This is a genomic window from Pseudomonas sp. DrBHI1, assembly GCF_002205115.1.
GTDB classification, from domain to species: Bacteria; Pseudomonadota; Gammaproteobacteria; order Pseudomonadales; family Pseudomonadaceae; genus Aquipseudomonas; species Aquipseudomonas mosselii.
Window position 1 is genome coordinate 68128 of the sequence record NZ_NIBE01000075.1, and the last position, 13908, is coordinate 82035.

Sequence of the window (13908 nt, forward strand, 5' to 3'; positions counted from 1 at the left end):
TGAGCCCCCGCACCCCGAAGAAGACCCGCTCCGTCGCCCCGTCGCGCATTCGCGAAGGCCTGCCCTTTCCGCTCGGCGCCACCTGGGACGGCCTGGGGGTCAACTTCGCGCTTTTCTCGGCCAACGCCACCAAGGTCGAGCTGTGCCTGTTCGACGCCAGCGGCGAGCAGGAAATAGAGCGCATAGAACTGCCCGAGTACACCGACGAGATCTATCACGGCTACTTGCCGGACGCCCACCCTGGCCTGGTCTACGGCTACCGTGTGCACGGCCCGTACGACCCCGAGAACGGCCACCGTTTCAACCCCAACAAACTGCTGATCGACCCCTACGCCAAGCAGCTGGTCGGCTCGCTGAAATGGTCCGAGGCGCTGTTCGGCTACACCATCGGCCACCCCGATGCCGACCTGTCGTTCGATGAGCGGGACAGCGCGGCATTCGTGCCCAAGTGCAAGGTCATCGACCCGGCCTTCACCTGGGGTCGCGACCAGCGCGTGTCGATCCCGTGGGAGCGCACCATCATCTATGAAGCCCACACCCGCGGCATCAGCATGCGCCACCCGGCGGTGCCCGAGCACCTGCGCGGCACCTTCGCCGGGCTGGCCAACGACGAGCTGCTGGCGCATATCAAGGAACTTGGCGTATCGAGCATCGAGCTGCTGCCGATCCACGCCTTCGTCAACGACCAGCACCTGCTGGACAAGGGCCTGAACAACTACTGGGGCTACAACAGCATCGCCTTCTTTGCCCCCCATCCGCGCTACCTGGCCAGCGGCAAGATCGCCGAGTTCAAGGAGATGGTTGCGCACCTGCACGACGCCGGGCTCGAGGTGATTCTCGACGTGGTCTACAACCACACCGCCGAAGGCAACGAGCGCGGACCGACCCTGTCAATGCGCGGCATCGACAACGCCTCGTACTATCGTTTGATGCCCGACGACCGGCGCTTCTACATTAACGATTCGGGCACCGGCAATACCCTCGACATGAGCCATCCACGGGTGCTGCAACTGGTCACCGACTCGCTGCGCTACTGGGCCGGCGAGATGCACGTGGATGGCTTTCGCTTCGACCTGGCGACCATCCTCGGCCGCTATCACGACGGCTACAGCGAGCGCCACGGCTTCCTCGTCGCCTGTCGCCAGGATCCTATGCTCAGCCAGACCAAGCTGATCGCCGAACCCTGGGACTGCGGCCCGGGCGGCTACCAGGTAGGCAACTTCGCCCCTGGCTGGGCCGAGTGGAATGATCGCTTCCGCGACACCGTGCGCAGCTTCTGGAAGGGCGACGAAAGCATGCTTGCCGACTTCGCCTCGCGCATGACCGCCTCGGGCGACCTGTTCAACAACCGTGGTCGACGCCCCTACGCCTCGGTCAACTTCGTCACCGCCCACGACGGTTTCACGTTGCGCGACCTGGTGTCGTACAACGACAAGCACAATGAGGACAACGACGAGAACAACCAGGACGGCACCGACAACAACCTATCGTGGAACTGCGGCGTCGAAGGCCCCACCGACGACCCGGCGATCAACGCCCTGCGCATGCGCCAGATGCGCAACTTCTTCGCCACCCTGCTGCTGGCCCAGGGCACGCCGATGATCGTCGCCGGCGACGAATTCAGCCGCACCCAGCACGGCAACAATAACGCCTACTGCCAGGACAGCGAGATCGGCTGGGTGAACTGGGACCTGGACGAGGACGGCCAGGCGCTGATGGCCTTCGTCAAGCGCCTGACCCGGCTGCGCCTGGCCTATCCGATCCTGAGGCGCTCGCGCTTCCTGGTCGGCGACTACAACGAGGCGATTGGCGTCAAGGACGTCACCTGGCTGGCCCCGGACGCCAGCGAGATGACCGTCGAACAGTGGGAAGACCCGCACGGGCGCTGCCTGGGCATGCTGATGGACGGTCGCGCCCAGGTCAGCGGCATTGCCCGGCCGGGCGCCGAGGCGACCATGCTGCTGATCGTCAATGCCTACCACGACGTGGTGCCGTTCACCCTGCCGGCGGTGCCGGAGGGCGACTACTGGAGCTGCCTGGTGGACACCGACCGGCCCGAGTTGCGCAAGCCGCAGCACCTGGCGTTCGACACGGTGTTCGAGGTCACTGGACGGTCATTGCTGTTGCTGGTGCTGCAGCGCGAGGAGGACTGAACCCCAAAGGGGAAGGCCTGTCCTAGACTGTGTTGTGTCAGTAAAAATCTGGGGTTGCTGCGCAGCCCATCGCGACACAAGGCCGCTCCCACAGAGGCCGCGATCTCCTTTGGGAGCGGCCTTGTGTCGCGATGGGCCGCAAAGCGGCCCCGTCAGCCAGGAGCACCCGTGAACCTCGAAGCCGGCAGTCCAGGTTTCGCCAACGTCAACCAGGCGCCGGCCGTGCACCGGGTCAAGGTACTGACGGTCAACACCCACAAGGGCTTCACCGCCTTCAACCGACGCTTCATCCTGCCAGAGCTGCGCGAGGCGGTGCGCAGCACCGGGGCCGACATCGTGTTCCTCCAGGAGGTGCTCGGCAGCCATGACCGCCACGCCGCGCGCTACCCCGGCTGGCCGCGGACCTCGCAGTACGAATTCCTCGCCGACAGCATGTGGAGCGACTTCGCCTATGGCCGCAACGCGGTCTACCCCGACGGCCACCACGGCAATGCGCTGCTGTCCAAGTACCCGATCATCGAGCACCGCAACCTTGACGTGTCGATCACCGGCCCCGAGCGCCGCGGCCTGCTGCATTGCGTGCTGGACGTACCCGGGCGGCGCCAGGTGCATGCCATCTGCGTGCACCTGTCGTTGCTCGAGCGCCACCGCCAGCAACAGCTGCACCTGCTGCGCCGGCTGCTCGACGCCCTGCCCGCCGACGCTCCGGTGATCATCGCCGGCGATTTCAACGACTGGCGGCTGCGCGGCAACCACACCCTGGGGCTGCAGCATGGTCTGCACGAGGCCTTCGAGCGCCACCATGGCCTGCTGGCCCGCACCTACCCCGCGCGCCTGCCGCTGCTGCGCCTGGACCGTATCTACCTGCGCAACGCCGAAAGCCACGCACCGAGAATCCTTGGCAACAAACCCTGGACCCACCTCTCCGACCATCTGCCGCTGGCAGTGGAAGTGCGGTTGTAGCAACGATTCGGCATAGCCGCCGCACGGCAAATCACCATTTTCGATATGCACGCTTAAAAATCACATAAATTCAATAGGTTGAGCTGTCAAACAGTAATTTTGCAATCCATTCACGCTTTCTTGACGCAAGCGCTGTCCTCTCCTTAGCTGAACAGTAATCACCAGACGTAAAAACTCGTGCCGGGCCTCTAGCGCGCGCCTTCGTGCGCTCTCCAGAAGGTTGGTGCGCTGGTTCGTGTCGCCCCTGTTCTTGTCGTACAGCACGTGACATCAGGCCAGGTCTTGGGCTGTTCACTTCACACACCAACAGGAGATCCGCCATGAAAAGCACCTCGAATCCTTCGCGCTTCGACGCTTTTTTCTGTGCGGTTTCCACGTCGCTGCTCTTGGCAACCCCGGTGGAAACCTTCGCCTTCGAAACCCAGGAGGGCGAACCCTTCGCCCCCGTCCTGGCGCAGCCCGAGGTGCCGCGATTGTCGCTCGATCCGGTCAGCGTCAGCGGCCTCAACCAGGGCCTGCTCAGCGCCTTCTCCGAGCGCATGGATGAACGTCATGGCCAGCCCGACACCAACCCTATCGCCAGCCAGTGGGCGCAGTTCTTCCCCGGCACGCCGCGCCCGGGCGCCCAGCCGCCAGCGCAGGTGGAGGCACCCAGCCAGCAGATGCTGATCGGCCCGGACCTGTTCGTGCGTGAAACCAGCGGCGGCAACGTGCACCGCGCGGGGATCTTCGTCGGTCACAACAACCTGCAGAGCAGCTTCAACGGCATGCGCCCGCTGCTGGGCGACAAGCAGCGTGACGCGGTAAACCTCAGTGGCGAGAGCCTCGGGGTGTACTGGAGCATGACCCATGAACAGGGCTGGCACGTGGATGCACTGGCCATGGGCACACGCATCGATGTCAACGGCCGCTCACAGGCGGGGCAGCGCGTCGACGACAGTGGTCATGCCATGACGCTCTCGGTGCAAGGCGGCTATCCCATCGGCCTGGGCGCCGGCTGGGTGATCGAGCCCCAGGCGCAGTTGATCAACCAGCAGTTCTTCCCGGGTAGCCAGGTACAGGAGGAAACCCTGCAGGCCTTCGACAGCCAGCCCAGCTGGAGTGGCCGGGTCGGTGCCAAGCTGTCGGCGCGCTACGAAGTGCGCGGCATGCCCATCGAACCCTATGTGCGCACCAACGTCTGGTACGACTTCAGCAATGCCGATTCGGTGAAGCTCGACCAGGTCGACAAGATCTCCAGTTCGCGCAGCGCCACCACGGTGGAACTGGGCTTGGGCCTGGTGGCCCGGGTGACGCCGAACGTGGCGCTGTTCGTCAGCGCCGACTACAGCTCCGACGTGGATGACAACGACCTCAACGGCTTGATCGGCAGCCTTGGCGTGAGAATGCGCTGGTAGACGGGTTCGGCCTCATCGCCGGTTTGCGATGAGGCCGTGCGTCGCGTTGTCGATCAGGCCTGGTCCACCTTGTGCCGCGCCGCATACAGGCACAGCATCTCCATCGCCAGCGTTGCCCCGGCCAGCGCGGTGATATCGGCATGGTCATAGGCCGGCGCCACCTCCACCAGGTCCATCCCCACCAGGTTGATCCCGCGCAAGCCGCCGAGAATTTCCAGTGCCTGCACCGTGCTCAGCCCGCCGCATACCGGCGTGCCGGTGCCAGGCGCGAAGGCCGGATCCAGGCAGTCGATATCGAAGGTCAGGTAGACCGGCCTGTCCCCCACCCGCTGACGGATCGCGGCGATGATCGCCTCGGTGCCCTGGCGATGCACCTGACGGGCATCGAGGATGGCGAAGCCCTGGCTGTCGTCATTGGTGGTGCGCAAGCCGATCTGCACCGAATGCGCCGGGTCCACCAGGCCTTCGCGCGCCGCGTGCCAGAACATGGTGCCGTGATCGATGCGCTTGCCCTCCTCGTCCGGCCAGGTGTCGCTGTGGGCGTCGAAGTGGATCAGCGCCAGCGGACCGTGCTGGCGGGCATGAGCCTTGAGCAGCGGGTAGCTGATGAAGTGGTCGCCACCGAGGGTGAGCATGGCGCAGCCGGCCCCGAGGATGTGCTCGGCGTGTGCCTCGATGCTGTCCGGCACCGAGGCTGGCGTGCCGCTGTCGAACGCGCAGTCACCGTAGTCGATCACCGCCAGGTGATCGAACGGGTCGAACGTCCAGGGCCAGTGGCGGGCCCACGCCTGCTGCACCGAGGCGGCGCGGATCGCCCGCGGGCCGAAGCGCGCGCCGGGGCGGTTGCTGGTGGCGGTGTCGAACGGCACCCCGTTGACCACCACGTCGACACCGCGCAGGTCGCGGCTGTAGCGGCGCCGGGAAAAACTGGTAATACCGGCGTAGGTGCTCTCGGCGGCGGTGCCGTAGAGGCTGTCACGGGTCATGGCCTGGTCGTTGTCCTGGGCGAGGTCCACGGTCTGTCTCCTGTCGTTGTTGTTCACTGGCGGCTGCGGAAGGTGGTCCACAGGCGGTTGCGCTGGCGCAGGTCGGACAACGCCATGCTGCGGTCGGCAAACAGGCGCTGGCGCACCTCGGCCGATGGGTAGATGTCCGGGTCATTGCGGATTGCCGCGTCCACCAGCGGCGTGGCGGCCTGGTTGGCGTTGGCGAAGAACAGCGTGTTGGTCAGTGCCGCCACCGACTCGGGGCGCAGCATGAAGGCGATGAAGGCGCGGGCCGCCTCGGGGTGCGGCGCGTCCTTGGGGATCACCAGGTTGTCCTGCCAGACCAGCGTGCCCTCGCGGGGAATGCGGTAGATCAGCTCGAACGGCTTGCCGGCGCGTCGGGCCTGGTCGGCGGCCATGGCCGCATCGCCGTTGTAGGTCAGCGCCAGGCACACGCTGCCGTTGGCCAGGTCGTTGATCTGGCGACCGTTGGCCACGTAGCTGATCGATGGCTGCAACTGCTGCAACAACGCCTGGGCGGCGTCCAGGTCGGCCTTGCTCTGGCTGTACGGGTCCTTGCCCAGGTAGTTGAGGGTCACCCCGATCACCTCCTGGGGCGAGTCCGGCATGGCGATCCCGCAGTCCTTCAGGCGACTGGCGTATTCGGGCTTGAACAGCAAGTCGAGGCTGTCCAGCGGCACGTCACCGAGGCGCTGGCGCACGGCCTCGACATTCACCCCCAGACCCAGCGTGCCCCAGGTGTACGGCACGGCATGGCGGTTGCCGGGATCTGCCTCGGCCAGCTTGGTCAGCAGGTCCGGGTCAAGGTTGGCATAGCCGGGCAGCGCCTGGGCATCGAGCGGCTGCAGGGCACCGGCCTTGAGTGCCCGGGCCAGCACCGTGGCCGACGGCACCACCACGTCGTAGCCACTGCCGCCGGTGAGCAGCTTGGTTTCCAGCACCTCGGTGGTGTCGAAGGTGTCGTAGCGGACCTTGTAGCCGGTCTCCTGCTCGAACCGCGCCAGGGTTTGCGGGGCGACATAATCGGCCCAGCTGTACAGGTTGACGACCTTCTCCTCGGCCTGCAGTGGCAGGGCGATCAGCAATGAAAGCAGGCACAACGTTCGACGCATGGCGGGCACCTCGGCTTGGGGGTGGATGCCGCCAGCATGCCTGCCGGGTTACATTGTAAAAATGACAACTATTCAAAGCTGACATTCACCAGGATCAATGTAATGCTCGGACAATTGCACGACCCCGACCTGCACCTGCTGCGGCTGTTCGTCACTGTAGTCGAGGCCGGCGGCTTCAGCGCCGCCCAGGGCGTGCTGGGGCTCAGCCAGCCCAGCATCAGCCAGCAAATGGCCAGGCTCGAGACCCGCCTGGGTTATCGCCTGTGCAGCCGTGGCAAGGGCGGCTTCCGGCTGACCGAGAAAGGCGAGCTGCTGCTCCAGGCGACCCGCGGCCTGCTGCTGCAGATCGAACAGTTTCGCCAACAGGCCAACGGCGTGGCCGGGCGTTTGCTCGGCACGCTGCGCATCGGCCTGGCCGAGAACCAGGACCGCGAGGTCACCTTGCGCCTGGCCCGGGCCATCGCCCGGTTCCGTCAACGCGACGAGCAGGTGCGCCTTGAATTGACCAGTGCGCCACCCGCCGAGCTTGAGCGGCTGTTGCTGGAGCAGCGCCTGGATTGCGCCATCAGCTACTTTTCCGGCAACCAGGCGGCGTTCGATTACCTGCCGTTGTTCGAGGAACGCCAGCGACTCTACTGTGGCCTGGGGCATGAACTGTTCGACCGGTCCCTGGTCAGTCGCGAGCACTTGCTGGAGGCCGACCAGGTCTGTCATCCCTATCGTTTTCTCAAGCAAGGTGAACCCTTCCAGAGCCGCCACAGCCTGGCGGTGGCGGAGCAGATCGACAGCGCGCTGACCCTGATCCTGTCAGGCCAGCATATCGGCTACCTGCCCTGCCACTGCGCCGCGCCCTGGGAAGCCCAGGGACTGTTGCGGGCACTGGACCCGACACTGGATTTCGTGGTGCCGTTTACCTTGGCGCGGCACCGTGGGCAGGAGCCCGGTGAGGCGCAGCAGGCGTTCATGGAGGATCTGCACCGTGTCTTTGTCGAACAGGGAACGCACTGAGCCCCGCTTTCCTCGCCGCCGCGCATTTGCCACACTGCGGACTCGCCCGTGCCCCGAGGTCCCGATCACCATGCATGCCCGCGTCTGTCTGATCCTGCTGCTGACCCTTGGCCTGAGTGCCTGCGCCCTGTTCCAGGCGCGTGATCCGCTGAACATCAGCGTGATCGGTATCGATCCTCTGCCCGGCCAGGATCTGGAGCTGCGCATGGCGGTGAAGATCCGCGTGCAGAACCCCAACGAAACCCCCGTGGACTTCAATGGCATCGCCCTCAACCTGGAAGTCAACGACCAGCCCCTGGCCGCCGGGGTGAGCGACCAGCGCGGGCATATTGGCCGCTACGACGAAGCGGTGATCGTGGTGCCGGTGAGCATCACCGCCTTTGCCTTTCTGCGCCAGGCCTATGGCCTGAGCCGGGTGGAGTCCCTGCAGGGCCTGCCCTATGTATTGCGCGGCAAACTGGCAAGCGGCCCGCTGGGCACCGTACGCTTCACCGACAAAGGCAAACTGGACCTGCCCGCAGCCACAAGCGCCGGATGGTGAACCTGTTGTCGAGCAAACGAACGATCACTTGCCAGCAGTGGCTTGACCGACAAAGCGCACGCCGGGACGCGGACGCTCGTCCACGCTGAGCTCGAACACGTCCGGCCGCGCATAGTGGCCGACCACATCGAAGTCGTAGCGCGCACGCACCAGCTCGTCGGTATCGATTTCGGCGCAGAGCAGGCCGCGCTCGCCCACCAGCGGCCCGGCCAGCACCTCGCCGAGGGGGCCGACGATCACGCTGCCACCGTTGATCAACGGCCGCTCGGCCGGCCAGTTGGCCACCTCAAGACCCAGCGCCGCCGGAGAATCCTGCACCTGGCAGGCGCTGATGACGAAACAACGCCCTTCGGCGGCGATGTGGCGCATGCTGATCTGCCACAGTTCGCGCTCATCCACCGTCGGCGCGCACCACAGTTGCACGCCCTTGGCGTACATCGCGGTGCGCAGCAGCGGCATGTAGTTCTCCCAGCACACCGCCGCGCCGATGCGCCCGGCGCGGCCCTCCACCACCGGTAGCGTGGAGCCGTCACCCTTGCCCCAGATCAGCCGCTCGGTGCCGGTGGGCATCAGCTTGCGGTGCTTGGCCACAAGACCGCCCACGGGCTCGAAGAACAGCACGGTGCAGTACAGGGTGTTGCCGCTGCGCTCGATCACCCCGAGCACCAGGCTCGCGCCGGTCCGTGCCGCCAACCCGGCCAGCGCTTCGGTCTCGACGCCCGGTACATCGATGGCGTTGGCGAAATAGCGGGCGAAGGCTTCGCGCCCTTCAGGCAGGCGATAACCGAGCTGGGTGCCAAACCCCTCGCCTTTCGGATAACCGCCGAGCAACGCCTCGGGCATCACCACCAGGCTGGCGCCGGCCTCGCGGATGGCCTGCTCGTAGTCGAGGATCTGCGCCAGGGTAGCGGCCTTGCCCGCCGGCAGCGAACCGATCTGCAAGGCGGCAACGATGGATCTTGGCATCTTGGAGACTCCTGTCAGAAGAAAGCCGAAAGGTGCGCGCCGCCTCAGCGCAAGTGTTCGCCTGACTCAGCGGTTGGCGCTGGCGGCGGCCATCATCTTGTTCACTTCACTGCGTACCAGCTGGTTGAACTCCACTGGCGACATGCAGTCGAGTTCGGCGCGCACCCATTCGGCCCACTTGCCCTTGCGCCGCGGTTTCTCCGCGATCAGCCGCGCGGCCTCGCCCTTGGCCTTGGCCAGGTTGTTCTGCCAGTACTCGAACAAACGCGCCTTCTCTGCCTCGATCTGCGCCCGTTCCTGGAAGCTCATGTTGGCCAGATTGAAACTCATGGGGGTATTACCTGCCGCTGGAAAATGGACGCTATCTTACACTTAGCGACGGGCCATCGGTACGCCGCTGCAACTTTCCCGGCGCCGTGGCATCCACTGTTCAACGCCCAACCCTTCATGAGGATGTGTACATGGCCAGGAAAACCGCCGCGCAAGCCGACAACGACCAGATCAAGGATCAGGTATTCAGCGAACTGCAGGCATTGATCGAGGAGTCGGAGAAACTGCTCAGCGACAGCGCGTCGCTGGTCGGGGAAGAAGCAGAGGGCCTGAGGGCGCAACTGGGGCTGAAACTGCGCCAGGCACGCGAAGCCACTGGCCGGCTGGGGGAGAAGGCGCAGCCGGTGGTCGAGGCGACCCAGGAATACATTGGCGGCCATCCCTGGCAGACGGTGGCGATCTCCGCGGGCTTCGGCCTGGTGGTCGGCCTCTTGCTCGGACGCCGGCAATAGCTCAGGCGGCTTGCGCCATCGGGATCCCACTGTGGAAGCGCAGTTCCTGGTCGGGTGAGGTAATCAGCCCGGCCTCGGCCTCGCGCACCTGCTCCACTACTTTGGCGATATCCGCCTCGTCACCGTACTGGTGAGCCAGTTTCAGATAGCCCTGATAGTGCCGTGCCTCGCTCTTGAGCAAGCCGTGGTAGAACGTGCCGAGCTCTTCATCCAGGTGCGGCACCAGGGCGGCGAAGCGCTCGCAGCTGCGCGCCTCGATGAAGGCGCCCACCACCAAGGTATCGACCAGCTTGACCGGCTCATGGGCACGCACCAGCCGCCGCAGGCCCGAGGCATAGCGCCCGGCCGAGACCGGACGCAGCGGCACGCCACGGCGCTTCATCAGGCGCAGCACCTGCTCGTGGTGCACCAGCTCCTCGCGGGCCAGGCGCGACATCATGTTGATCAGGTCCAGGTGGGTGTTGTACTTGGCGATCAGGCTTAGCGCAGTGCTGGCGGCCTTGAATTCACAGTTCTTGTGATCGATCAGCAGCGTCTCCTGGTCGGCCAGCGCCGCCTCGATCCAGGCATCAGGGGTACGGCAACCGAGGAAGGCGTCGATTTCGGGAATCAGGGACATGGCACTCACAATCACACAGGACATCGGCAGGACCGGCGATTATACCGGCGACCGCGTCGAGCACCAGTGACTATGCTTGATACATATCAAGCGGCGGCGGCAGCGGCGCCGTCTATAGTCAGGCATTGGCCGCCATTCTGAACGGAGTTCACGCCCATGCAAGCCGTACGCAGCATTCTTGTCGTCCTCGACCCCGAGCACGCCCACAGCCGTGCCCTGACACGGGCCAAGCTGATCGCGGGGGTGACCGGCGCGCGCCTGCACCTGCTGATGTGCGACAAGAAACAGGATCATGACGCGCTGCTCAGCCTGCTCAGCAGCCAATTGCATGACGACGGTTACGACAGTGTCACCCACGAGCAGCACTGGAAGGACAACCTGCACAAGTCGATCATCCATGTGCAGCAAGCCGAAGGCTGCGAACTGGTGATCAAGGAGCACCGGCCGGACAATCCGCTGCGCAAGGCCTTGCTCACCCCCAGCGACTGGAAACTGCTGCGCGAGTGCCCGTGCGCGGTGCTGATGGTCAAAAGCGAGCGGCCATGGACGGGGGGCAAGATCCTGGCGGCCGTGGATGTCGGCAACCAGGATGAAGCCCATCGCCTGCTGCATGCCAGCATCATCGACCATGGCTATGACATTGCCAGCCTGGCCAAGGGCGAACTGCACGTGATCAGTGCCCACCCCTCGCCCATGCTGTCGGCGTCCGACCCGGTCTACCAGCTGACGGAGACCATCGAGAAACGCTATCGTGAGGCATGCCTGGCGTTCCAGGCGGAGTTCGATATTACCGATGACCGACTGCATATCGCCGAGGGGCCGGCGGATGTGTTGATTCCCCATACCGAGAAGAAGCTCGATGCCGTGGTGACCATTATCGGCACCGTGGCACGAACAGGTATCTCGGGGGCCTTGATCGGTAACACCGCGGAGGTCGTGCTGGACTCGCTGGAAAGCGATGTACTGGTGCTCAAGAGCGAGGAGGCCAAGTCGCACCTGGCCGAGCTGGCGCGGGGCTAGACCCGCTTCGGGCAGAAGCCTCCAGGGTAGTGGCGAAATGCCTGGCATGCGCAGTCATCCAGGCATCGGTCGCCCCATCTCGGTGCAAAGTCACTAGAATGGGCGGTCTCTCCAGCCACAGAACCTTCCCATGGACATCGATCAGGCCCGTACCTTCCTGGAAATTGTCCGCTGCGGCAGCCTGGTCGCCGCCGCCGAACGCCTGTTCGTGTCGCAGACCGCGATCACCGCCCGGGTCCAGCGCCTGGAGCAGCAACTGGGCTGCCAGCTGTTCGTGCGCAGCCGCAATGGCGCCAGCCTCACCAGCGACGGCGAGGCGTTCGTCCCCTATGCCAACCAGCTGGTGCAGACCTGGGAAGCAGCACGCCGTGACCTGCCGCTGCCCCAGGGCTGCCAACAGGTGCTGCACGTGGGCGCCGAAGTGAGCCTGGGCAATCCGATGCTGCTCGACTGGGTCAGCGCCCTGCATCACGAGCTGCCCAGCCACGCCATCCGCAGCGAGGTCAGCGACGGCGAATCGCTGCTGCGCAAGGTGCAGATGGGCCTGCTCGACGCCGCGCTGGTCTACCAGCCGACCTATGGTCCGGGCCTGCAGGTCGAGCAGTTGATGGAAGAGAAGCTGATCCGCGTGCGTCGGGCCGATGCGCCCGATCCCTATGTCTACATCGACTGGGGCGAGGCCTTCCGTCGCCAGCACGATGCGGCCCTGCCCGAGCTGTCACGCCCGGCCCTGAGCTTCAACCTTGGGCCGCTGGCTCTGCAGTTCATCCTCGACCGTGGCGGCAGTGGCTATTTCCGTACGCGCGTGGTGCAGGCCTACCTGCAGAACGGCGTGTTCGAGCGCGTGCCCCAGGCGCCGGAGTTCACCTACCCGACCTTCCTGGTGCATGCCCGCGAGCGCGACAGCGAGGCTTTGCAGCAGGCCTTCAACGTGCTGCGCCGGCTGGTGGCCGCTGGCGAAAGCGACTGGTCACAACGCTGGGATCCGTTGATCTGAGCCCGACGCGGCGGCGCTAAGCAGGTGTCGCTTGAGGCCGGCGATCAGGTCGGTCTGGGTGATCACCCCCACCAGACGCTCGCCGTCGAGCACCGGCAGGCAGTGCAAGCCTTGCTCGCCGAGCAACGGCAACAAGCGCTCCAGGGGCTGCCCGCAGTCGACACTGACCACCCGGCGACTCATCACCTGTTCCAGACGCACGGGCTGGCGACGGAACAGGCCACGCCAGCTGAATCGCCCACGGGCCATGGCCGCGCCGACCAGGTCGCTGAGGCTGACCATGCCGACCAGGTGGCCATCTTCCAGCACCGGCAAGGTCTTCAGGTGGTGATCGGCCAGCATCCGCCAAGCCTGCTCCAAGGTGGTGGCCGGAGTGGCGGCCTGAATATCGCGGGACATCACCAAGCACGCGGTGATGCCGCCCAGGCTGCGCTGCAGGGCATGCTGCTCGGTGGCCAGGATGATGCGTTCCAGCTCATCGCGGGTGACATCGACGAACTCGCCAATCTCTGCCAGGGCCTGGTCCAGGTCTTCGCCCCGGATACCGACCCGTTCGCCCGGCAGGGGATCGTGGGTATGGTGCGGGTCCTTGCGCGGCGCCGCATTCTTGGGATAGCGCACGCCGGTCAGGCGGTTGTACAGCACCGCCACCGCCACCAGCACCAGCGCGTTGAGCAGCACCGGTTCGAGCAGATGGTCCCCCATGGCCACAAGGCCCGGATCGGCCAGCACCGCGCTCACCGCCACGCCGCCACCAGGCGGGTGCAGGCAGCGCAGCAGGCACATCGCCAGGATCGCGACACCCAGCGCCGCCGCCGCCACCCACAGGCCATCACCGAAACCGTGGCGCATGGCCAGGCCCACCACGCCAGCCAGGGCATAACTGCCCAGCACCGGCCAGGGCTGGGCCAGGGGCCCGGAGTGCACGGCGAACACCAGCACCGCCGAGGCCGCCAGCGGCCCGAGCAGGTGCAGGGCGATGGACGGGCCGTAGGCCAGGCTGCACAAGTAGCCGGCGAGAAACAGGCCCAGCAGCGCGCCGAAGCCAGCGCGCAACCACTCTTTGCGAGGAATGTTCAGGGGCGCCGGGAGCAGGCGCTGCAAGCGGGATTGGGGACGCGAGGCAGGCATCGAGGTATTCGGATCGTGTTCTTGTGCGAAAAAGAAAGCCCAGCGCGACCGGCCTGGGCCCTGTGTTGCGCAGTGCAATCGCGCAAGGGGCTCCGTCCATGGAGAGATGGAAACCGCAGGGTTTCGTGGGGAATGATTGTGCCGGGCGCGGGTGGCCATGGGCCAATTCAAAAAACTGCGGCTGTACTGCAATTTTTTTGCAGGGTTGATCC

14 protein-coding genes are annotated in these 13908 nt (G+C 65.5%); 8 read left to right on the forward strand and 6 right to left on the reverse strand.

The features are described from left to right. From glgX to CC207_RS17065, 3 genes are all read left to right on the forward strand, one after another. Positions 1–2153: glycogen debranching protein GlgX (glgX, locus tag CC207_RS17055; protein ID WP_088852470.1), on the forward strand; the 2153-nt coding region annotated here is incomplete at its 5' end. A 168-nt stretch (positions 2154–2321) separates the two neighbouring features. Beyond that, positions 2322–3116, forward strand: a complete 795-nt coding sequence (locus CC207_RS17060) for an endonuclease/exonuclease/phosphatase family protein (RefSeq protein ID WP_028692582.1) — start codon at positions 2322–2324, stop codon at positions 3114–3116. A gap of 320 nt (positions 3117–3436) precedes the next feature. Next, positions 3437–4513, forward strand: a complete 1077-nt coding sequence (locus CC207_RS17065) for an autotransporter outer membrane beta-barrel domain-containing protein (protein ID WP_062359470.1) — start codon at positions 3437–3439, stop codon at positions 4511–4513. A gap of 53 nt (positions 4514–4566) precedes the next feature. Here CC207_RS17065 and speB read toward each other — a convergent pair whose 3' ends face one another. Then, positions 4567–5529: an agmatinase gene (gene speB, locus CC207_RS17070; RefSeq protein ID WP_028692584.1), complete on the reverse strand. Its 963-nt coding sequence runs from the start codon at positions 5527–5529 to the stop codon at positions 4567–4569. A 23-nt stretch (positions 5530–5552) separates the two neighbouring features. Next, positions 5553–6632: an extracellular solute-binding protein gene (locus CC207_RS17075; protein WP_028692585.1), complete on the reverse strand. Its 1080-nt coding sequence runs from the start codon at positions 6630–6632 to the stop codon at positions 5553–5555. 102 nt (positions 6633–6734) lie between these two features. Between CC207_RS17075 and CC207_RS17080 the strand changes: the two genes are divergently transcribed. After that, a complete protein-coding gene (locus CC207_RS17080; RefSeq protein ID WP_028692586.1) occupies positions 6735–7640 on the forward strand; it encodes a LysR family transcriptional regulator in 906 nt (301 codons plus the stop codon). Between the two features lie 70 nt (positions 7641–7710). Further along, positions 7711–8181: an LEA type 2 family protein gene (locus tag CC207_RS17085; protein ID WP_028692587.1), complete on the forward strand. Its 471-nt coding sequence runs from the start codon at positions 7711–7713 to the stop codon at positions 8179–8181. A gap of 24 nt (positions 8182–8205) precedes the next feature. On the opposite strand, the gene CC207_RS17090 is transcribed toward CC207_RS17085, so the two are convergent. Both CC207_RS17090 and CC207_RS17095 read right to left on the reverse strand, forming a co-directional pair. Further along, entirely contained in the window at positions 8206–9147 is a 942-nt protein-coding gene (locus CC207_RS17090; RefSeq protein WP_028692588.1) for a carbon-nitrogen hydrolase family protein, read from the reverse strand. Positions 9148–9213: 66 nt separating this feature from the next. Beyond that, the gene (locus tag CC207_RS17095; protein WP_088852461.1) at positions 9214–9477 is read right to left on the reverse strand and encodes a hypothetical protein; all 264 of its coding nucleotides are present in this window, start codon (positions 9475–9477) and stop codon (positions 9214–9216) included. 131 nt (positions 9478–9608) lie between these two features. Here CC207_RS17095 and CC207_RS17100 point away from each other — a divergent pair, with 131 nt between their 5' ends. Further along, entirely contained in the window at positions 9609–9929 is a 321-nt protein-coding gene (locus tag CC207_RS17100) for a YqjD family protein (RefSeq protein ID WP_028692590.1), read from the forward strand. A 1-nt stretch (position 9930) separates the two neighbouring features. Here CC207_RS17100 and CC207_RS17105 read toward each other — a convergent pair whose 3' ends face one another. Then, a complete protein-coding gene (locus CC207_RS17105; protein WP_028692591.1) occupies positions 9931–10548 on the reverse strand; it encodes a tRNA-(ms[2]io[6]A)-hydroxylase in 618 nt (205 codons plus the stop codon). A gap of 156 nt (positions 10549–10704) precedes the next feature. Between CC207_RS17105 and CC207_RS17110 the strand changes: the two genes are divergently transcribed. After that, positions 10705–11568 (forward strand): universal stress protein, encoded by an 864-nt coding sequence (locus CC207_RS17110; protein WP_028692592.1) that lies wholly within the window; start codon positions 10705–10707, stop codon positions 11566–11568. 130 nt (positions 11569–11698) lie between these two features. Continuing rightward, on the forward strand, positions 11699–12565 hold the full coding sequence (locus tag CC207_RS17115; RefSeq protein WP_028692593.1) for a LysR family transcriptional regulator: 867 nt from the start codon (positions 11699–11701) through the stop codon (positions 12563–12565). Here CC207_RS17115 and CC207_RS17120 read toward each other — a convergent pair. Continuing rightward, entirely contained in the window at positions 12539–13696 is a 1158-nt protein-coding gene (locus CC207_RS17120) for an HPP family protein (protein WP_028692594.1), read from the reverse strand. The genes CC207_RS17115 and CC207_RS17120 overlap by 27 nt on opposite strands. Positions 13697–13908 lie beyond the last annotated feature (212 nt).

Coding starts and splice junctions, on each gene's coding strand:
- CC207_RS17080 (WP_028692586.1), top strand. CDS start 6,735: ATGCTCGGACAATTGCACGACCCCGACCTGCACCTGCTGCGGCTGTTC.
- CC207_RS17110 (WP_028692592.1), top strand. CDS start 10,705: ATGCAAGCCGTACGCAGCATTCTTGTCGTCCTCGACCCCGAGCACGCC.
- CC207_RS17100 (WP_028692590.1), top strand. CDS start 9,609: ATGGCCAGGAAAACCGCCGCGCAAGCCGACAACGACCAGATCAAGGAT.
- CC207_RS17115 (WP_028692593.1), top strand. CDS start 11,699: ATGGACATCGATCAGGCCCGTACCTTCCTGGAAATTGTCCGCTGCGGC.
- CC207_RS17120 (WP_028692594.1), bottom strand. CDS start 13,696: ATGCCTGCCTCGCGTCCCCAATCCCGCTTGCAGCGCCTGCTCCCGGCG.
- CC207_RS17105 (WP_028692591.1), bottom strand. CDS start 10,548: ATGTCCCTGATTCCCGAAATCGACGCCTTCCTCGGTTGCCGTACCCCT.
- CC207_RS17090 (WP_028692588.1), bottom strand. CDS start 9,147: ATGCCAAGATCCATCGTTGCCGCCTTGCAGATCGGTTCGCTGCCGGCG.
- CC207_RS17065 (WP_062359470.1), top strand. CDS start 3,437: ATGAAAAGCACCTCGAATCCTTCGCGCTTCGACGCTTTTTTCTGTGCG.
- CC207_RS17075 (WP_028692585.1), bottom strand. CDS start 6,632: ATGCGTCGAACGTTGTGCCTGCTTTCATTGCTGATCGCCCTGCCACTG.
- CC207_RS17085 (WP_028692587.1), top strand. CDS start 7,711: ATGCATGCCCGCGTCTGTCTGATCCTGCTGCTGACCCTTGGCCTGAGT.
- CC207_RS17095 (WP_088852461.1), bottom strand. CDS start 9,477: ATGAGTTTCAATCTGGCCAACATGAGCTTCCAGGAACGGGCGCAGATC.